Raw genomic sequence first — 19,079 nt, 5'->3', positions numbered from 1 at the left:
CAAGTTAGAGCAACCTGTCGGATTCAAATTCATCGTAATTTGAACTCTGACAGCTTGAGTTCAGACTAATCCAAATTATTCCTTATAGCCTTTAACAAGCGTACTTATTCGTCCCATTAAAAGTATGCTTACCTTATTCATTTGCATTAATAATCCGAAGCGATGAAGAAGGATGTTATCATTACTTTCCGACACCTTATCCCAATTACTGATAAAGCTTCACCGCAGTTTCATTACATACAAAGCTTGATAAAGTGATGTGATTTCATCAACTAAAAACAACATCAACATGTGAGTAAAGCTCTCCGACCAAACCATAAAATTACCCAATCTTCACAACAAAAAAAATTTGATTTCATTGCCCTAATTTTTTATTGCACCAGTAACTTTATGACCTTACTATCGCGCTGCTTCTTGATGATAGCCAATCCGAGTACATCACATCATGTTTTGTGGCAAGGCGATAGAGCAACTATCCAAGAGTGACTTTGACTGCGCAACTGCGCTTTTTTTGACGCTCCACTTTTCATCACTATGTAAATGAAAAGTGCTTATGTACTGGAGACTTGCAATGGCTCACGCTCATTCTGTTCTGGATTTCCAATCTTTTTCTTCTCAGGCGCTTTCTGCTGACGAAACACAATTAATTACATCGTCGGTAGAGCAATTTGGTGCACCGTTACTTCTGCTTGATTGCGACGTGATTCGCCAGCAGTACCGTGCGCTGCACAATGCGTTGCCGGGAGTGACTCTTCACTTTGCGTTAAAACCTCTGCCGCATCCGGCAGTAGTCAGAACGCTATTGGATGAAGGCGCAAGCTTTGATTTGGCAACCAGTGGTGAAGTTGAGTTGGTCGCGCAGGAAGGTGTACCTGCCGAACGCACAATTCACACACATCCTATTAAGCGTGACGCTGATATTCGTGATGCGCTGGCTTATGGCTGCAATGTGTTTGTTGTCGATAACCTTAATGAACTGGCGAAGTTCAAAGCGTATCAAAATGACGTTGAGTTGTTGGTACGCCTGAGCTTCCGTAACTCAGAATCGTTTGCTGATTTGTCGAAAAAGTTTGGCTGTTCACCAGAACAGGCGCTGACCATTATCGAAATGGCGAAAGAATGGAATATTCGCATTAAAGGCCTGTCATTCCATGTCGGGTCACAAACCACGAATCCACAAAAATATGTTGAAGCCATTCGCACCTGTAAAACGGTGATGGAGCAAGTGGTTGCACGTGGTCTGCCAGCACTGAGTACGCTGGATATCGGTGGCGGTTTCCCTGTTTCTTACTCTAAGCAGGTGATGCCTATTGATCAGTTCTGCGTGCCAATCAACGAAGCGCTGAACGAGTTGCCTGAGACTGTTCAGGTGCTGGCTGAACCAGGACGTTTTATTGTGGCGCAGTCTGTCACCAGTGTGGCGTCCGTTATGGGACAGGCCGAGCGTGAAGGTCAGATGTGGTACTACCTGGATGACGGTATTTACGGCTCGTTCAGCGGGCTGATGTTTGATGATGCTCAGTACCCGCTGGTGGTGCTGAAACAGGAAGGCGAGTATGTACCAAGCGTGCTGGCCGGACCAACCTGCGACAGCATTGATGTGATTGCTGAAAATATCATGCTGCCGAAACTGGATAATGGTGATTTGGTGGTTGGCCGTATGATGGGGGCTTACACCAGTGCGACAGCGACCGATTTTAATTTCTTCAAACGTGCGCAGACAGTACTGCTGAACGAGCATGCTGAGAACAGCGAACGTATGATTGGCTGAGTCAATCAATAGCTGATTGCAACGGATTATTGCTAAGCCTGATTGCAGATCAGTGACTGATTAATCGGCTAACGAATCCAGAGAAGCTCTCACCTTGGTGAGGGCTTTTTTTGTGTGTGATTGCTTTTGCGCTTAGCTGACCCGTTTTCATGCTGAACTTGTCCCGGCTTTTAAGCACAGCCTTTAAGCACAGCATTTATGTACTGCCTTCATGCGCTAAATTCCGATGTTGTTTTCAGATAACAGATGACGATAAGTCTAAAGTCATTCTTTCAAGAGACTCTTTATCCAGCAAAGGATGGGGATAGACGCCGGATACCAGCGCAATATCTACCGCAGGAAGAGGGGGCATGTTGTCGAGAATGCGCAAATCGTCAGTGACGCTGAGCCTGCCCATGGCACCAATCGCCAATCCTTCCCTGACAATCGCCCGTTGGGCGGATGCGGTGTTGCAGCAGGCAAGCAACAAATAGGACGTGCCCCGCTTGGTTAAGCCGTCGATTGCGGCGGCGTGATACTTACAGTCTGTCTGGAACAAGGCCAGAGGCACAGGCTTGGAGTCATCCAATGCATACTCTTTGCTTGCAATCCAGACCCCCTGATCGTGCATCAGCCAATGGCCTTCTTCGCTACCGGGTGCTCGGGTGAGAATCGCGGCGTCGATTTTGCCTTCATCGAGCCATTCTCTCAGCGTCACACTCGGCTGGCTGTAAACCTTAATAGAGCAGGTGGGTTCGGCTTGCTTAAGCACACGAATCACTTTAGGCAGGATGATATCGTTGTAGTCTTCCGGACAACCGAGCCGAAGCGAGCGTTTGTTCTCGTAGCGTTTTACTTGCTTGAGGGTTTTATTGTGCAATGCGACTAACTGCTCGGCATGGGTACGCAGCGCCAAACCCGCTTCGCTTAAGACGAGGTTTCGGCCTTCTTTCACAAACAGGCTGACGCTCAGCTCATCTTCCAGTTTTCGCATCTGTGCACTGAATGCAGATTGGGTGCGGTGAATCTGCTTCGCTGCGCGAGTAAAACTGCCGGTTTCAACAAAAGCAAGAAAGCTTCTCAGTGCATCAATGTCCATTCAGGCGGCAATCCATCGTTTTTATTAATATGTGCTATTAAAACTATCCGTTAGTGCTTATGAAAACAATCCCTTACTCTGCAAACACTCAGACAATACGCAGGGAGCTCAGATGCAACTTTTTATTGGAAACCAAAATTACTCAACCTGGTCGTTACGTGCCTGGCTTATTTTTGCACAGAATGATCTAAACGTAGAGGTGGTGAAGCTCAAACTGTTCAGTGAGGGGTTTTATCAATCACTGGCCGAGGTTACCCCAACCGCTAAAGTCCCTGCCTTGATCGACGATGAGGTGGTGGTATGGGATTCACTCGCCATTTTGGAATACGTTAATGAAGCCTACCTGGAGGGCAAAGCCTGGCCACGTTCACCCAAAGACAGAGCCAAGGCGCGTGCTGTTTCAGCAGAAATGCATTCAGGCTTTTTCAGTCTGCGTAATGAATTACCGATGAACTGCCGGGCAAGCCGAAAAGTTGAACTGAGCCAAGAGGCACTCAATGACATCGCTCGCATTGATGCGATCTGGTCAGAGCAAATGGCGCTCTATCCTGATGGTTGGCTGTTTGGTGAGTGGTCTATCGCAGATGCGATGTATGCCCCTGTTGCATTGCGCATGCAAACGTACGGTATTCCGTTGTCTGCTCAGGCCAAAGCGTATCAGCAAAGGGTACTCAACAGTCAGGCGATACAGCGCTGGTTAGCGGAAGCCAGCCTGGAGACGGATATTGTCGCTGAGGATGAAGCCGGCGAGCCGGTATAAAACCAGAGAGCCAGTAGAAGGCTTCAACTGGTATTACCGCGAACGGCTCAGTGATGAGCCGTTCATCTTTATGGCCTGCCATTGATACGGTTGTCGTTGTAGTTGTAGTTGTGGTTGTGGCTGTGGTGATGGCATGAAGCGTCATTGGTTCGCTGAAGGAGCCATCAAAATGTTACACAGCTGCTGGATTGGTTCATTTCTGTCTGACTGGGAGGTGACTTTCTCCGTCATCAGATAATACTCGTTGCCCGTGAGAAGTGTCTCGGGTGAATAAATCACTAAGCGCTGGCTTTCCAGCTCCTCTTGTATCAGCCGACAATCGCATAACCCAATCCCGAATCCTTTCAACGCGGCCTGCGTGACTTGTTCTAATGTCGAGAAGTAGGTATTTGCGCCGGTTATGCCATCACCATATTTTTTCTGCCAACGCGCCCAGTCATCCTTTTTACTGTGGGCGTGCAGGAACACGCGGGGAGCCGGAGACGGTTTGGACATGGCGGCTAAATACACGGGACTTACGACCGGAATCAGGCACTCTTCAAATAGACATTGATAGTCATAGAGTTCTGATGATAACGCTTTGCCGAAAACAATTTTGGCGTCAAAGTCATCTAAGCTTTTACTGTCGTCATGCTGATAGCTAGACGTCAGATTCACGAAGATATCAGCATGTTCGGTATTAAACGTGCCAATTTTTGACAGGACCCAGGACGTGGCACACCCCGGCGCGCACAGGTTGATGTGGTTGATGGTCGTTGATGGAGGTTCCACGAATGCCGTGAGCGTTTTAATTACTTCTTGTGCGATGGGTAACAGTTCATGTCCTGCCGCCGTAAGCCGAAGCCCACGCGCCTCCCGATGAAATAACGGTTTATCGAGCTGTGTTTCCAGATTTTTGATCTGTTTGCTGACGGCTCCTTGCGTGAGAAACAATGTTTTAGACGCCGCCGAAATATTGAGGCTTTGTGCCACAACGACAAAAGTTTGCAGTGCTGAGGTGGAGGGGAGTTGAGGTTTCATTGTGTCAGCCTATTCCGGTCTGGAATACCGACTATATCTTTTTTTCGATTTTCATGACAGGTGTCCCGTGTTGTTATTGTCGCTACGTAATGAGTTGTTTTTATATAAATTAATTAAGGTGGCGAGATGATTACAGCAATCGTAAAAGCGCGAGTTATTGAAGAGAAAATGGGTGACATTCGGCGTGTTGCGGCTATTTTGCAATATGAATACGCACCTGATGAACCCGGTTGTTTACAGTATGAGTCTTATATAGACGGTGAACAGTTTGTCACGATTGAGCGCTGGCTTGATCAAGCGCACCTAAACCAGCACTTGGCAGCAGAACACGTCAAAGAGTATGTCCCTCAACTGAGAGCTTGTGTTGTCGGCGGCATCTTTGACGTGCTGTTTATTGACTCCGAAGGTTGTCGGCACGTGACGATCTAACTATCTCTTCATGTTTCCATCTCACCGTGCAGATTCACACTAATTGGCCATAGAGGTAAGCCAGCTCGGCGACGGTTTTGGCGGAGAACTTTTTCAGCAAACTGGCGCGATGGACTTCCACGGTTCTGACCGCAATACACAGTTCATCGGCAATTCGCTGATTGCGCTTGCCCTCAATGATCAGCCGCAGAATATCTTTTTCGCGTTCAGTCAGGGAATGATAGGCCGATTTTGCGTCGGTCATATCCTGACTGGTTTGCGAAACGTTAAAGCCGTGCCGTATTGCCTGTGCCAGTTCACTGCCTTTGACCGGTTTCTGGAAAAAGTGAATCGCGCCAGCCTGCATGGCATCTACGGCCATTGGCACATCACCGTGACCGGTCAGGTAGATCACCGCCAAAGGGCTGTTTTTCTCACGTAGCAGCTGGTGGACCTGCTGGCCTTTGAGCTTAGGCATGCGGCTGTCGAGGATCACGCAGCCTGGCAGAGCGAGGTTAACGCGATCCAGAAATGCCTGACCGTCTTCGAAGGTCGTGACCTTGAACTCGTGTTCTTCCAGCATGAAAGCCAGCGAATCCCGAACTGACTCATCGTCATCGACAACGTACACGGGCAAAACGGAGGATGTTGTGGTCATGAAACACTCCTTGTTTGTGAGGTGGAATGGGTGGCAGCCATAGCAATTCCGTCATAGGGTAGGGTGATCGTGGCGATACAGCCTTGAGGCGCCTGATCTGTTTGAGTTGCCCTTTCTGCTTGAAACGTCGAGGGGGCTTGATGCTCGCGGTTAGCCAGTGTCAGTTCGCCACCGTGTGCTTCAATAATGTCACGGCAAATAGCCAGTCCCAGCCCCAGTCCGTCTGGCTTGCTGCTGTTAAAGGCGCGACTAATGTTCTCTTGACTTCCTGCCCGTAACCCTGTGCCGTTGTCGATGATTTGAATGCGTAGTGCGGTAGGCATATAGTTAGTGCACACTTCGATTTGGGCTCTGTAATACAGAGCATCGCCTGATTGGACGCCCTCAGTGATGACAGAAAGCACTGCGCCGTTATTTGTGCCTTTTTTCGTGTCATTTTTCTTATCAATGACTGCATCGATATATGGTTCAATATTGGTATTAATGTTTGTATAGGTGACGGTATCGCTTGTCATCATTGTTTCTGAAGTCGCTTCTTCACAGGCATCCATCGCATTGTTGAGTAGGTTAACCAGCACCTGCTGAATGCCTACCGCATCGATGAGCAGCGCGCGGGGAGCTCCCTGGCAGGTGCGTGACACGGTCACCCCTTGTTTGTTCAACCGGAATGCCAGCAGGGCAACCGTGTCGTGGATCAGCGATTCCATATCACAGGACGTTTTATCGACGCTGCGTTTTTGGATCAACGTACGCAGGCGGCGAATGATGGCATCGGCGCGATCTACCTGCTCCTGAATTTTCTCCATCACCGGAATAATTTCTTCATGTGGCTTGTGTTTTTGCAGCCGCAGCATTCCCCCTTCGCTGTAATTGCGAATAGCGGCCAGCGGCTGGTTGATCTCGTGGGCCAAACTGCTACCCAACTCGCCGACAATCGCGACCCGCTGGGCATGTTCCAGCAGATCACTTTTTTCTTTCAGACGAAGCTGGGCGGTTTCCAGCGACTTCTGACTGCGGCTGAAGCGGTATTCCAGCCAGAAATGGTAGGCGTTCAGGAACACGATCAACATGATCAGCCCCCATCCCCATTCCTGATGTGCTTTTAGCCAGCGCAGGGCTTCCTGCCACCAAGGCTGCTGAAGCGGGTGAATATCCAGTTCCTGATAGAGCTTGTCGATAGCCAGCAGGCTGACGGGGGACGTCCACCCGGAAGCGCCGGCCGCAATCGCCGCGTGGCTGTCTGCAGGCATCGCCAAGAGAGCACGGGAAACTTGTTTTGCCAGACTGGCAGAAGTGCGCTCTGTTTTGGCGAACGACCAGTTGGGGTAAAGCGCCGTTGAAACCTGGCAAGGGAAGCCATCGGGCGCACGATTGTTGATCACCCGAAAAGCATCAGGCTCAAGTAACCCGTCTTTTACCATGTTTTCTAGCAGGCATGCAGGTACCACTGCGGCCTCGACCGTGTGATCACGAAGCTGGTAAAGGTTGGCATCAATGGGAAATCCGAGGAAGTGTACGTCGGCAAAGAACTCATCCGGATTACCGCCAGACAGAGTGATTTGGTAACGCAGGGTCAGATACCCGCCAAAAGCATTCTCAGCAACGGCCGCAACAGGGTGACCAGCAATGTCTTCCCAACGTTGATAGGGGGAGTCATTGCGTACCACCAGTGTAGAGCCGATACCGTGGTTCTGGCTCACCGGTGCTGTGCTGGATAAGGTCGCCAGCCACGACAGGGCATATTGTCGGCCCAGTCGGACGGCTTGTCCCGGGTTGGTCAGTACCAGGTCGATGTGCTGGCTTTCAACGGCCGCAGCCATTTGCGGCAGATCCAGCGGGCGTAGCACAAACCGGGTGTCAGGAATCTGCGATTCCAGCCAGTCGAGTGTGGGTTGCCAGCGCTGCTCGGCGTAGAGGTGTCCGCGAATTGCCAGCACGCCGACTTCGATTATCCGCTTTGACTCAGCTTTTGACTCAAATTCTGGCTCTGATGAGTGAATGGCAGAAACATCGGAGGTATCCGCAACGGCTAAAAGCGAACAGAAAGAACTGAATAAAAAGACCGACACGAACGACAGCGAGGCAAGAATGCGCCTGGCTGAAAAGCGCGTAGCCGGTTGTTGATGCTGGCTTTTGGCAGAGAAACCATTTGCCCTCCAGACTGTCATCCATCACTCCATGATCTTGAACTGCAATCGCTTTTTAAACAGGTAACCTGTTATTGCATCCCGCTTTTTCGGGATGTTTTGGGTTTGGCGTTAGGATACCAGCAGTACCGTGAAAACCTCATTTGTTTTGGATCAAGTTTGCTTCGGGTATGTGGAAAACCACAATATCAGCCCAGTGATGGAAGGCCGACAATACCCCTGAACTCTCTACGTATTTTCAGGCAGGTGATGTATGGATTCCACCAAACGACGCTTTCTCAGTGCTCTGACTGCGGGGGCGGCACTGATACCGATCTCTGGGGCCTCGGCGGCCACCACTGTTATTCGCAATAACAACCAGCCCGATCGTAAAGGCATGGTCGGGAAACGCTACGCAATGGTGGTTGATTTACGTAAATGTGTCGGCTGTCAGGCTTGTACGGTGGCGTGCAGTATTGAAAATCAGGCACCCATTGGCCAGTTCCGGACCACAGTCAAACAGTATGAGGTGACGCTGGATGATGGCTCTACCATCACCCAAAACGTGAAGTCGTTCATGCTGCCTCGTCTTTGCAACCATTGTGACAATCCCCCTTGTGTCGCGGTGTGTCCGGTGCAGGCCACGTTTCAGCGAGAGGACGGCATTGTGATGGTCGATAACCAGCGCTGTGTGGCCTGTGCGTATTGTGTTCAGGCTTGCCCTTACGATGCCCGTTTTATCAATGAAGAGACCCTGACTGCGGACAAATGCACGTTCTGTGCTCATCGTCTGGAAAAAGGGCTGTTACCCGCCTGTGTGGAAACGTGTGTAGGTGGTGCACGGATCATCGGAGATATGAACGACCCCAACAGTACCGTCAGCCGCCTGCTTTCTTCCCATAAAGATGATCTAAAGGTGCTCAAGCCAGAAGAAAACACCAAGCCGCATGTGTTCTATCTCGGGATGAATGAGCGCTTTACCAGTCACATCCATGGCAGGGCGGCGATTTATGAGCCTCGGGTTTATGACAATGCGCCTGCGAAAGAACACGCAGCGCAAGAACAAGCACAAGGAGATCAGGTATGAATATCACCGAAATCTTGGTGCCACCACAGGCCATTGCCTGGTTGCCGTGGGCGGTGCAGTATTTTTTCTATATCGGCTCGGCGTATGCTGCCGCCATCATGTTTTTTATTGCACTGGCCTTTGAGAATCATACCAGTCACCGTCTGCGCGCCGCACTGGCACTGACGATGGCGATCGGGGCGATTGTTGGTCCCCTTGCGTTAACCGGCGATTTGCACCAGCCGGGGCGTGCCTGGCATTTCTACCCCCACTTTACCCCTTGGTCATGGATGTCGTTGGGAGCGGTACTACTTCCACTGTTTACCGGACTGGCCATTGTCACCACCTGGCTATATCTGCGACCGGATTTGATCGCCCTGCAACGCAACTCGAATAAGGTTCTGGCTCAGTGTGGCAAGTTAGCTTTGGGACAGTGGCAGACTTCCCGTTCAGTCATGCTGTTCAGTGCTGGCGGCACAGTGTTGTCAGGGTTGTCTATTGCCTTGTATACCGGCGCTGAAATTGCTGTGGTGACCAGTCGGCCGTTATGGCACCAACCGGCGTCACCGGTACTGTGGTTTGTGACGGCATTTTTGGGGGCGGTCGGTTTTTCGCTGATTATCTGGCTGCTGTTTCCCTCCGCCGGACGAGATGAGCTGACCCGTTCAGATCTGCGTCTTTACCGCCAGACAATGATGCTAAGTGGCCTGCTGGCGTTGTTACTGGTGCCTATTTGGGCATCGAACAATCCCGCCTTTTCGCTCTTTTCAGACCCGCACTGGCTCACCAGCCTGATTGTGCTGGCTGCCGCATTGTTTGCTTGTGTGATTCTGGCGCTGGGTGTGTTACGAACAGGTGCTTCAGCAACAAGCCCAGCATCAAGACAAGTAATGGAAGGACAGCGACAAACCTGTCGTTTTTATGAAAAAGGCCGTCTGTGGCTGGTCGCTGTGGTGTGTTTGCTGGCCGGGTGGTTCACCCGCTGGGTAACCATGATGCAGGTGCAGACGATCCCAAAAGCCGATGTGGGCCCTTATCCCTACCATTTACCGCTGGACGGGAATGGCCTGTTGGGGATTGCCGGTATGTTCGGGCTGTGGCTGGCCCTGGCTTTACTGGCTTCTGAATTGCTTCAGCCACGTCAACCCGTGCCCGTCTCCCCGGATCAGAAGTAAGAGGATGTGATTATGGATAACAAACGTCGTCAGTTATTGAAATCGGGCCTGGCGGTCGGTGGGCTAGGCACTTTTGCTGCCGGTTACGCAACCACGGCCAAACACATGGTGGAAGGGGCGATTGAAGGTACGGCAGGGCAGAAAACCCATCATGACCATCACGGTAACTCACTGGAGCCGGAATACCACACCACGAAAGAAGGCAATCTGATCGCGAACCCTAACCAGCGAGTGGCACCGTCAATGTGTTTTGGCTGCTGGACGCTATGTGGGTTGCGGGTCAGGATCGATAACCACACGGATGAGATTTTGCGTATTGGTGGGAACCCGTATCACCCGCTTTCGCATCATCAGCAGATTCCGTTTGAGACACCGGTTAAAGACGCCTATCTCGGACTGGCAGGAGAAGCCGGGCTTGAAGGCCGTTCTACTGCCTGTGCCCGGGGTAACGGGATGATCGAAATCCGCAACAGTCCTTATCGGATCACTCAGCCGCTGAAACGTGCCGGGAAACGGGGCGAGGGCAAATGGGTGCCGATCAGCTATGAGCAGTTGATCACTGAAATTGTTGAGGGTGGAGATTTATTTGGGGAAGGGCACGTGGACGGCCTGCGGGCCATTCGCGACCTCGACACGCCAGTGGATGCGGATAACCCGGAATACGGTCCTAAGGCGAACCAGTTGCTGGTGACCAATGCCGGCAACGAAGGACGGGACGATATCCTGAAACGTTTTGCGTTTAACAGCTATGGCACCCGAAATTTTGGTCATCATGGCTCGTACTGTGGCTACGCCTTTCGCGCCGGTTCAGGGGCGTTTATGAACGATCTCGACAAGTTTTCCCACCTGAAACCGGATTTGGAGCATGCGGAATATGTGATGTTTATTGGCATGTCCCCGGCGCAGGCCGGGAACCCGTTCAAACGGCAGGCACGTCAGCTGACGCAGGCGCGCACCAGCGGTAAGTTCGAATACACGGTGATCACGCCAAGCTTGCCTGCCGGATCTTCAAGTTTGGCGGCCGGGGACAATAACCACTGGATTCCGATCAAGCCCGGCACGGATTCGGCGCTGGTGCTGGGGATGATGCAGTGGATCATTGCCAACAACCGATATAACCATCAGTTTCTGGCGCAGCCGGGGGAAAATGCCATGCAGCGGGCCGGTACCGCACATTGGTGTAATGCGACTCACCTGGTGATCAGCGATGAGTCTCATCCTCGGCATGGCAGTTTCCTGCGCGTATCTGATCTGGCTACGTTGCCTGACCTGAAGATTTCGCCCGCGCTGAGCCTGCCGTTTGACGGCGAGCCTCGTTCGGAGGCCGATCCGTTTGTGGTGGTTGATGCGCACACTGGTACGTTGTCTGCTCATACCCAACACGGAGAAGCGGCACTGTTTGTCGATCAGACAGTCATGACAACCAAGGGCGAAGTCCGGGTGAAGTCGTCGTTGCAGCGTTTAAAAGAAGAGGCATTTAAATACGATCTGGATTTTTATAGTGAGCAATGTGGCATTCCCAAAGCACAAATTATCGAGCTGGCAGAACGGTTCACCAGTCATGGCACGAAGGCCGTCGTCGATACTCATGGCGGGAACATGCACACCAACGGGTTTTACAATGCCTTCACCATCGTCATGCTCAACGCGCTGATCGGTAATATCAATTGCAAAGGCGGGGCGATGGCCAAAGCCGGCGGCTATCCGACTTCCGCGGCGGGGCCGCGTTATGATTTCACCCGTTTTGACGGCAAAGTCGCGCCTAAAGGGGTGTTTTTGTCCCGCAGTAAATTTCCGTATCACAAAACCAGCGAGTACAAGCGTCGGGTCGCGGCAGGGGAGTCCCCTTATCCCACCCGTGCGCCCTGGTACCCGATCTCAGCGCCGTTGCTGACCGAACATTTATCGGCGGCTATCGACGGGTATCCGTATCGTGCCAAGGCGTGGATCAACCATATGGCGAACCCGATTTATGGGGTGCCCGGTTTGAAAACCTTGCTGGAGGCAAAGCTCAAAGATTCGCAGCAGCTTGGCCTGATTGTTTCTGTCGATGCGTTTATTAATGAAACCACTGCATTATCGGATTACATCGTGCCGGATACGGTAACTTACGAAAGCTGGGGGATGACCGTGCCTTGGCATGGTGTACCGACCAAAGCCGTCACGGCCCGCTGGCCGATTGTTGATGCGAAAACGGACAAAACACCAGATGGCCGCCCTATCAATCTGGAAAACTTCATCATTGATGTGGCGAAAAAAATGGCCTTGGGCGGGTTTGGTGACAAGGCGATTGTGGATGCACGGGGGGAGTGGCATGACATTCACAATGCGGAAGATTTTTATTTGCGCTCCGCGGCCAATCTGGCGTATGTGAAGGGCGGGGTGCCGGATGTCAGCGCGGAAGATGTGCTCTGGTCAGGGCTGCAGCGCCTGCTGCCGGCAATGCAGAATACGCTCAAACCGGAGGAGCTGAAAAAAGTGGCCTTTGTGCTGTCACGCGGTGGGCGATTTGAAAATGCCGATCAAGCCTACAATGAATCACTCATGAAGCACAAATGGCAGAATCCGGTTGCGATCTGGAACGAAAAAGTCGGTACATCGCGTAATACCCTCACTGGAGAGTTCTATAGTGGTTGCCCGGCCTGGTATCCGCAAAAGCTCAGCGACGGCACGCCGCTGGAGGCGCAATACCCGACCTCTGAATGGCCGTTCAGGCTGACGAACTTTAAATCGAACATTCACAGTGCGGTGTCAAACTTGTCGCCACGCCTGAATTCAATCAAAGGTGTTAATCCGGTTTACCTGCATCCGACAGATGCTGAGCAGGCCGGTATTCAGACCGGAGATACCTTCGTGATTGAAACACCGGGAGCCAGCACGACAGCGTTAGCGATGGTAGTGGATGGGATTGGCCGGGGAACGCTGGGGTTTGAACATGGTTTTGGTCACACCGAGCTGGGCCAACGGGCGCACTGGATCGGGGATAAGCAGCAACCGGTGAAAATGAAAAGTGCGGACGGCGTGAATATCAACGATATAGGGTTGATCGATCCCACCCGAGAAGGGCCGGGTGTCTTGCTTGACTGGGTGGTTGGTGCAGCAGCCCGACAAGCGCTGCCGGCACGAATCCGCAGAGCTTGACGCTTAAGTCGGCGGTCAGAAAGCCGATGCCATAACATTGCTGCCATAAAGCGATGGCTATAAAGTTCGAATGCGGTCATAGGGCAGAAAAAAGCACTGAAGTGGTTTGCTTCAGTGCTTTTATTGTTTCACGACGCGTCCGCTATATTCTGCTACATCCAGCTATAGATTAAACATTAAAGCAGGACACGGCATGCCCGCTGGTGTTTTTGACCAGCACCGGCGCTTCTTGAGAACACTGCGCAGTGGCATTCGGGCAGCGCGGGTGGAATGCGCACCCTGACGGTGGATTTAACGGGTTGGGCACTTCACCAGTGACCGGTGTTCGCTCTTTGTTGATTTCATCCATCGACGGGATCGCGTCCATCAGCATCTTGGTATACGGATGTTTGGGCTGCTCGAAAATCTCGTCGACGTTGCCGACCTCAACCAGCTGTCCCAGATACATAATCCCAACACGGTCAGAAAAATGGGAGACAACCGACATGTCGTGGCTGATGAATAAATAGGTCAGCCCCAGTTTTTCCTGCAACTCTTTCATGATGTTCAGGACTTGAGCCTGGACAGACACGTCGAGAGCGGAAGTCGGCTCGTCGCAGATCAGAAACTCTGGTTCACTCGCCAAAGCGCGTGCAATGGAGATCCGCTGGCGCTGGCCACCTGAAAATTCGTGTGGAAACTTAGTCATGTCATTTTCGCTCAGCCCCACCTGGCGTAGCAGTTCGCCAACCCGTTGTTTGCGTTCCTGCTTGTCCGGTAAGAGCCCAAACAGCTCTAAGGGCTCGCCAATAATGCGTTCAACTTTCCAGCGAGGATTCAAGCTGGCGAACGGGTCCTGAAAGATCATTTGAAAGCTTTTTCTCAGCTCCTTCATTGTCCGTTTGTCCACTTTTGCCATGTCATGGCCCTTGAAGTGGATCCGGCCGCCGGATGGCTCATACAACCCCGACAATAACCGTGCGACGGTGGATTTACCACAGCCGGACTCACCCACCAGACTGAAGGTTTCGCCCGGGTTGATTTCGAAATCAATGCCGCGCACCGCGTGTACGTATGTTTTCTTTTTCTTCTGCAACAGGCGAGTAAGAAGAGGCGCTGAAATATCGAATTTGATTTGCAGATCTTGTACTTCAATCAAAGCATTGCTCATATCATGCGGCCTCATGCTGGTTTTGTGGAAACAGGCAGGCAACAGCCGACGCGCCAGTGAGGTTTAACTCAGGCTCACTGGACAGGCATCCAGCCTGACAATGCGTACAACGCGGATGGAACTTGCATCCGTCAGGTAAGGCATTCAAACGTGGCATTGCGCCGGGAATCTGTTCCAGCCAGCGTTTTTTCTCACCAATTCGAGGAATAGAATTCATCAACCCGATGGTGTAGGGATGCTGAGGCCGTTTTAACACATCCCGTACTGAACCTAACTCAACCAGTTTTCCGGCATACATTACCGCCACTCGATCGCACACTTCCGCGATCACGCCCATGTCATGGGTGACCAGCATGACAGTCGCACCGTGTTGCTTACACAGACGTTTGAGCAGTTGCAGTACTTGCGACTGAACCGAAACATCCAGCGCGGTGGTCGGCTCATCGGCAATGATGATTTGAGGATCGACGCATAAGGCAAGGGCAATAACGATCCGTTGACGCATCCCTCCGGAAAACTGATGCGGGTATTGGTCAATCCGCTGCTCGGCAGCAGGAATACCAACTTCTTTCATCAGGTTGACGGCTTTTTCCCTGGCTTCGTTTTCACTCAGCGGAAGGTGAGTCTGTATCGTTTCTATCAGCTGCTCGCCAATGGTCAGCACCGGATTCAAGCTGGTGAGCGGATCCTGAAAAATCGCGGCGATTTCTTTTCCCCGCATCTGACGGCGGGCTTCTTCGTCAAGGTTATCAATGCGTCGCCCGTTGGCATGGATAGAGCCGGATTTAATCCGGCCTGGGTGCTCCAGAAGACCGGTAATCGCCGAACCGGTAAGCGATTTACCGGCACCGGACTCGCCGACTACCCCTAAAATTTCCCCCTGGTACATATCAAAGGACACATCGCGAATGGCCTGCAAATTTCCTTTTCGGTGCACAAACTCGATACTTAAATTCCGGATCGATAAAATGGTTTGTCTGTCTTCCATAACGCTTACCTCAATTTTGGGTTTAGTGCATCGCGCAACCAGTCGCCGACTAAGTTTACGGACAAGGCAATCAGCACCAGAGTGAGGGAAGGAAACGCGACAACCCACCATTGGCCGGAGAAGAGATATTGATTGCCCTCATTGATCAATGTGCCCAGAGAAGGCTGGTTCGGTGGCATACCAACCCCAAGAAATGACAATGTGGCTTCGGTCAGGACCGCAAGTGCCAGATGCAGTGTCGCAATAACCAGAACCGGGCTGACCACATTCGGCAGGATGTGCTGAAACATGATGCGGGCGGTGCTGCTGCCCATCACTTTCGCAGCCTGTACATACTCTTTGTTGCCTTCGAGCAGGGTTGAGCCCCGGACGGTACGGGCGTATTGCATCCAGCCCGTCAGAGTGATGGAGAAAATTATGATATAAACCGCAATGTCGCCATGCATGTCCTGAGGAAAAATACCGCGTGCCGCACCACTGACCAGCAGGGCAAACATAATGGTCGGAAAGCTCAGCATGGCATCGGCTACCCGCATAATGAGGGCATCGGTTTTTCCGCCGACGTAACCGCTGATGACCCCCAGGCTGACGCCCAGCAGCATGGAACAAAAGACGCTGATCACACCCACAATCAGGGACACTCTCAGCCCATAAAGGATCAGGGATAACACATCACGCCCCTGAATATCCGTGCCCAGAGTGAAGCGCGGATCGCCTTCGCTTTCCCAGGCTGGCGGCAGCTCAGAATCCAGCAGATCAAACGCGGTCGTATCAAACGGATTGTAAGGCGACAATTGTGTCGCAAAGCTCCCGGCCAGCAGTAACACTAACAGCAATGCGGCGGCAAACATCGTGAGTTTGGATTGGGTGAAGCTGTACACAAAATCACTGTCCATAAAGGTGTGACATTGTGTTTTGAACCGGCTGAACCAATGCGGTGAGCGTTGTTCTGCAGCCGCGGTACCAGAGTGAATCTTTTCCATGATAACGCTCCCTTACTTCGCTCTCATTCGCGGGTCAACAAATTGATAAATAATGTCGACGGCGGTGTTGATCGTGACAAAAATCAGCGAGATAAAAACCAGATAGGCGGAGATCACCGGAATGTCGACATAGTTGACCGCCTGGATAAACAACAGCCCCATTCCCGGCCACTGAAAGATGGTTTCTGTCACCACGGCAAAGGCAATGAGACCGCCAATCTGCAGTCCGACAACAGTAATGACGGGCAGCAGAGAGTTTTTCAGAACATGCTTGTAACGGATGCTGCGTTGTTTAATGCCGCGGGCTTTGGCAAATTTGATGTAATCGGCGCGGAGGGTTTCCTGCATTTCACTTTTCAGCAGGCGCATCACCATGGTTATCATAAACAGAGCCAGTGACATTGCCGGCAGGATGATGGATTGCCAGCCGGTGACCGTCAGAAGTCCGGTAGACCAACCGCCAATCTCGGTAATTTCCCCGCGGCCATGTGATGGGAACCAGCCCAGCCAGACAGAAAAGACAATGATTAGCAGGATCCCAACGACAAAGCTGGGTAATGAAACACCCACCAGTGATAAGGTTTGCACCAGCGAAGTCATCACGCGATTTTTCGAGAAAGTGACCCACACGCCCAAGGGGATACCTATAGCCAGTGACATCACCACAGCGACAAACACCAGTTCCAGTGTGGCGGGCAGCCGCTCGGCAATCAGTGAAAACACATCACTCTGGTTGTAGTAGGAAATCCCGAAGTTACCCTGGGCGATATTTCCGACAAATCGGGTGTACTGAGTGAGCACCGAGTCATTTAGCCCCAGCTTGTTTCTCAGTTCGTCCCTTTCAATCTGGGTGGCGTTTTCCGGCAGCATGCCGTCTACCGGATCGCCCACAAACTGGAACATCACGAAAGCAATCAGTGCCACGGACATCATTAGTCCGCAGGCCTGTAAAAAACGCTGGATCAGGAAAGCAATCATAAGCAATTACCCTATCTAGATTATTGGATCTGTGCTTTCCACAGGCGAACAACGTTGTCCGACTGCTGCGTAATGGACAGTTTCTTCGACGTTACCCAGGCAACCGGTTCAAAATGCAGTGGCATATAAGGCAAATCGTTTTGTGCTTGTTTCAGCGCAGCAGCCATCAGGGCTACACGTTTGTCTTTGTCCAGCTCGGTAGAGGCTTGCTCGATGTAGGTATCGACTACGTCGTTACGGTAAGTCGGAATGTTGAAAGCGCCATAGATGCCGTTGTCTTTGGAGTGCAGGAGTTGCTGGTTGATACTGTACGCATCAATTAACGGAAGGTTGGCCCATCCCAGCACGGCAATGTCCGTTTTACCCTGGTCGCGGATGGTGGAGTAGGTGCTGCGAGGGTGCATGTTCAGGCTGGCATTGATGCCCACTTTTGCCCAATAGCGCTGCACGGCCTGACACCATTGCTCAGCATTAATATACGCCCCCTGAACACAATCGAAGGCAATATTGAAGCCATCCTGGTATCCCGCTTCTTTTAATAGCTGCTTCGCTTTGTTCGGATCGTAGGGTAATTCAAGCTGAGAAGAGGCATCGTAGCCGGCAATCCCAGGGGCGACATAGGTGTTGGCGACTTCCGTCATATCTCGCATGATTTTCTTCACGATCACATCGCGATTGACCGCCTGAACCAACGCCTGTCTGACGCGAATGTCTTTCAGTGGATTTGCGTCAAAGTCATTTTTTGCATTGAGTGAATCTGCCATGTTGAAACTCAGGTAATCCACCCGCAAAGACGGCTTAATTTTCACGGTCAGCTTCGGATCTTTTTCCAGCCGAGGAAGATCCTGCAGAGGGACATCGGTGGTGATATCGAACTCGCCAGACATTAATCCGGCCAGGCGGGTGGCATCCGAAGAGACGGGTTTGAACACCACCTTATCGATGTTGTGCTGCTTCTGAGCGTTGTTCCACCATTTTTCGTTCACTTTCAACACCATTTGAGCATCGCGGCGACGGCTTTCCAGAATGAACGGCCCGGTACCATTGGCGTTGTTGGTTGCGAAACTCTCAGTGCCGAGGCTCATGCTGCTTGGCATCAATGCGTTATTGGCGGTCAGCCACTCTTTGTCCATGATGAGCACGCCGGTGAGTTCATTGAGCACAATCGGTGATGAAGGCGTGGTTTTGATTTCCACTTCGTAGTCGCTAAGTTTTCGGGCGCTGACGACAGATGAGGCATTCCCGCGGATCCCGGAATCAGGGTGGGTGACGCGTTCAATCGACGCGACGACATCATCAGCATTAAACGGGTTGCCGTTATGGAACGTGACGCCCTTGCGCAGGGTAAAGCGAATTGTCTCGTTATCCACCTGTGTCCAGGCTGTTGCCAGTGCCGGGGCAATGTTGAAGTTGTCATCCCACTGCACCAGCCCTTCATAGATGTGGTTTTGAAATGCTAAGGCTGACGTAGACGCGAATGCGTAGGGATCCAGGGTCGGGATATCAATGGACTGGGTCCAGACCAGTGAATTTTCTGCCATTGCGGCCTGACTGAAAAGTGCAGTAAGGCCAAGAGTAAGCATCGTTTTTTTCATCGCAATATCCTTATAGCGCTGGTTAGCTGAGAGTTCCCTTACCTCTGAGCGGGATGTTTTGTAGCAAGCTCAACACGAAATGTTTTTTGCTTGTAATAATATTGTTAGCAATGGATGCTGTAACAATCAACAATAAATAATGATTTTTTATATCAATAAGAGATGTCGGATTCTTTTTGGGT

Annotated in this window: 15 protein-coding genes; 6 read left to right on the top strand and 9 right to left on the bottom strand. The window is 51.6% G+C overall.

The annotated features are described in order from the left end of the window. Window positions 1-571: 571 nt before the first annotated feature. Window positions 572-1,771, top strand: coding sequence for a type III PLP-dependent enzyme (locus PGW97_RS22300; protein WP_047886140.1), 1,200 nt, complete (start codon window positions 572-574; stop codon window positions 1,769-1,771). Between the two features lie 235 nt (window positions 1,772-2,006). Here PGW97_RS22300 and PGW97_RS22295 read toward each other — a convergent pair whose 3' ends face one another. Further along, window positions 2,007-2,849, bottom strand: coding sequence for a LysR family transcriptional regulator (locus tag PGW97_RS22295; protein ID WP_273859864.1), 843 nt, complete (start codon window positions 2,847-2,849; stop codon window positions 2,007-2,009). Between the two features lie 112 nt (window positions 2,850-2,961). Here PGW97_RS22295 and PGW97_RS22290 point away from each other — a divergent pair, with 112 nt between their 5' ends. Next, on the top strand, window positions 2,962-3,609 hold the full coding sequence (locus PGW97_RS22290) for a glutathione S-transferase family protein (protein ID WP_217391316.1): 648 nt from the start codon (window positions 2,962-2,964) through the stop codon (window positions 3,607-3,609). 141 nt (window positions 3,610-3,750) lie between these two features. Here PGW97_RS22290 and PGW97_RS22285 read toward each other — a convergent pair whose 3' ends face one another. Continuing rightward, complete coding sequence (locus PGW97_RS22285) at window positions 3,751-4,629, bottom strand: LysR family transcriptional regulator (RefSeq protein WP_273859863.1); 879 nt, start codon at window positions 4,627-4,629, stop codon at window positions 3,751-3,753. A gap of 126 nt (window positions 4,630-4,755) precedes the next feature. Between PGW97_RS22285 and PGW97_RS22280 the strand changes: the two genes are divergently transcribed. After that, window positions 4,756-5,058, top strand: a complete 303-nt coding sequence (locus tag PGW97_RS22280; RefSeq protein ID WP_047886137.1) for a putative quinol monooxygenase — start codon at window positions 4,756-4,758, stop codon at window positions 5,056-5,058. 34 nt (window positions 5,059-5,092) lie between these two features. Here the strand turns inward: PGW97_RS22280 and PGW97_RS22275 are convergent, their stop codons facing one another. Further along, window positions 5,093-5,695, bottom strand: a complete 603-nt coding sequence (locus tag PGW97_RS22275; protein WP_217391314.1) for a response regulator transcription factor — start codon at window positions 5,693-5,695, stop codon at window positions 5,093-5,095. Further along, window positions 5,692-7,773, bottom strand: coding sequence for a sensor histidine kinase (locus tag PGW97_RS22270; protein WP_443147142.1), 2,082 nt, complete (start codon window positions 7,771-7,773; stop codon window positions 5,692-5,694). The genes PGW97_RS22275 and PGW97_RS22270 overlap by 4 nt, the downstream gene beginning before the upstream one ends. Before the next feature lie 322 nt (window positions 7,774-8,095). On the opposite strand from PGW97_RS22270, the gene dsrO reads away from it, so the two are divergent. The 3 genes from dsrO to PGW97_RS22255 are packed head-to-tail and all read left to right on the top strand — an operon-like array spanning window position 8,096 to window position 13,203. Beyond that, window positions 8,096-8,908, top strand: coding sequence for a sulfate reduction electron transfer complex DsrMKJOP subunit DsrO (gene dsrO / locus PGW97_RS22265; RefSeq protein ID WP_273859861.1), 813 nt, complete (start codon window positions 8,096-8,098; stop codon window positions 8,906-8,908). Beyond that, entirely contained in the window at window positions 8,905-10,062 is a 1,158-nt protein-coding gene (gene nrfD / locus PGW97_RS22260) for an NrfD/PsrC family molybdoenzyme membrane anchor subunit (protein WP_273859860.1), read from the top strand. Before dsrO ends, nrfD begins: the two co-directional genes overlap by 4 nt. Window positions 10,063-10,074: 12 nt before the next feature. Then, complete coding sequence (locus tag PGW97_RS22255) at window positions 10,075-13,203, top strand: tetrathionate reductase subunit A (protein WP_273859859.1); 3,129 nt, start codon at window positions 10,075-10,077, stop codon at window positions 13,201-13,203. A gap of 169 nt (window positions 13,204-13,372) precedes the next feature. Here the strand turns inward: PGW97_RS22255 and PGW97_RS22250 are convergent, their stop codons facing one another. The 5 genes from PGW97_RS22250 to PGW97_RS22230 all read right to left on the bottom strand — a co-directional run bounded on the left by PGW97_RS22250 (window position 13,373) and on the right by PGW97_RS22230 (window position 18,897). Then, window positions 13,373-14,353 (bottom strand): ABC transporter ATP-binding protein, encoded by a 981-nt coding sequence (locus PGW97_RS22250; protein WP_273859858.1) that lies wholly within the window; start codon window positions 14,351-14,353, stop codon window positions 13,373-13,375. Window position 14,354: 1 nt separating this feature from the next. Beyond that, window positions 14,355-15,341 carry an ABC transporter ATP-binding protein gene (locus PGW97_RS22245; RefSeq protein WP_047886131.1) on the bottom strand — a complete coding sequence of 329 codons (987 nt, stop codon included), beginning with the start codon at window positions 15,339-15,341 and terminating at the stop codon, window positions 14,355-14,357. A gap of 5 nt (window positions 15,342-15,346) precedes the next feature. Continuing rightward, window positions 15,347-16,237: an ABC transporter permease gene (locus PGW97_RS22240; protein ID WP_047886387.1), complete on the bottom strand. Its 891-nt coding sequence runs from the start codon at window positions 16,235-16,237 to the stop codon at window positions 15,347-15,349. A gap of 99 nt (window positions 16,238-16,336) precedes the next feature. Beyond that, on the bottom strand, window positions 16,337-17,302 hold the full coding sequence (locus PGW97_RS22235; RefSeq protein WP_217391308.1) for an ABC transporter permease: 966 nt from the start codon (window positions 17,300-17,302) through the stop codon (window positions 16,337-16,339). Between the two features lie 20 nt (window positions 17,303-17,322). After that, the gene (locus PGW97_RS22230) at window positions 17,323-18,897 is read right to left on the bottom strand and encodes an ABC transporter substrate-binding protein (RefSeq protein WP_047886129.1); all 1,575 of its coding nucleotides are present in this window, start codon (window positions 18,895-18,897) and stop codon (window positions 17,323-17,325) included. Between the last annotated feature and the right edge of the window lie 182 nt (window positions 18,898-19,079).

The organism is Photobacterium sp. GSS17 (assembly GCF_028621875.1).
Taxonomy (GTDB): domain Bacteria; phylum Pseudomonadota; class Gammaproteobacteria; order Enterobacterales; family Vibrionaceae; genus Photobacterium; species Photobacterium ganghwense.
This window is presented reverse-complemented; position numbering and strand designations above follow the sequence as displayed.

Excerpts from the sequence above, each read along its gene's own strand:
- PGW97_RS22300 (WP_047886140.1), top strand. The coding sequence starts at position 572 with ATGGCTCACGCTCATTCTGTTCTGGATTTCCAATCTTTTTCTTCTCAG.
- PGW97_RS22295 (WP_273859864.1), bottom strand. The coding sequence starts at position 2,849 with ATGGACATTGATGCACTGAGAAGCTTTCTTGCTTTTGTTGAAACCGGC.
- PGW97_RS22290 (WP_217391316.1), top strand. The coding sequence starts at position 2,962 with ATGCAACTTTTTATTGGAAACCAAAATTACTCAACCTGGTCGTTACGT.
- PGW97_RS22285 (WP_273859863.1), bottom strand. The coding sequence starts at position 4,629 with ATGAAACCTCAACTCCCCTCCACCTCAGCACTGCAAACTTTTGTCGTT.
- PGW97_RS22280 (WP_047886137.1), top strand. The coding sequence starts at position 4,756 with ATGATTACAGCAATCGTAAAAGCGCGAGTTATTGAAGAGAAAATGGGT.
- PGW97_RS22275 (WP_217391314.1), bottom strand. The coding sequence starts at position 5,695 with ATGACCACAACATCCTCCGTTTTGCCCGTGTACGTTGTCGATGACGAT.
- dsrO (WP_273859861.1), top strand. The coding sequence starts at position 8,096 with ATGGATTCCACCAAACGACGCTTTCTCAGTGCTCTGACTGCGGGGGCG.
- nrfD (WP_273859860.1), top strand. The coding sequence starts at position 8,905 with ATGAATATCACCGAAATCTTGGTGCCACCACAGGCCATTGCCTGGTTG.
- PGW97_RS22255 (WP_273859859.1), top strand. The coding sequence starts at position 10,075 with ATGGATAACAAACGTCGTCAGTTATTGAAATCGGGCCTGGCGGTCGGT.
- PGW97_RS22250 (WP_273859858.1), bottom strand. The coding sequence starts at position 14,353 with ATGAGCAATGCTTTGATTGAAGTACAAGATCTGCAAATCAAATTCGAT.
- PGW97_RS22245 (WP_047886131.1), bottom strand. The coding sequence starts at position 15,341 with ATGGAAGACAGACAAACCATTTTATCGATCCGGAATTTAAGTATCGAG.
- PGW97_RS22240 (WP_047886387.1), bottom strand. The coding sequence starts at position 16,237 with ATGGACAGTGATTTTGTGTACAGCTTCACCCAATCCAAACTCACGATG.
- PGW97_RS22235 (WP_217391308.1), bottom strand. The coding sequence starts at position 17,302 with ATGATTGCTTTCCTGATCCAGCGTTTTTTACAGGCCTGCGGACTAATG.
- PGW97_RS22230 (WP_047886129.1), bottom strand. The coding sequence starts at position 18,897 with ATGAAAAAAACGATGCTTACTCTTGGCCTTACTGCACTTTTCAGTCAG.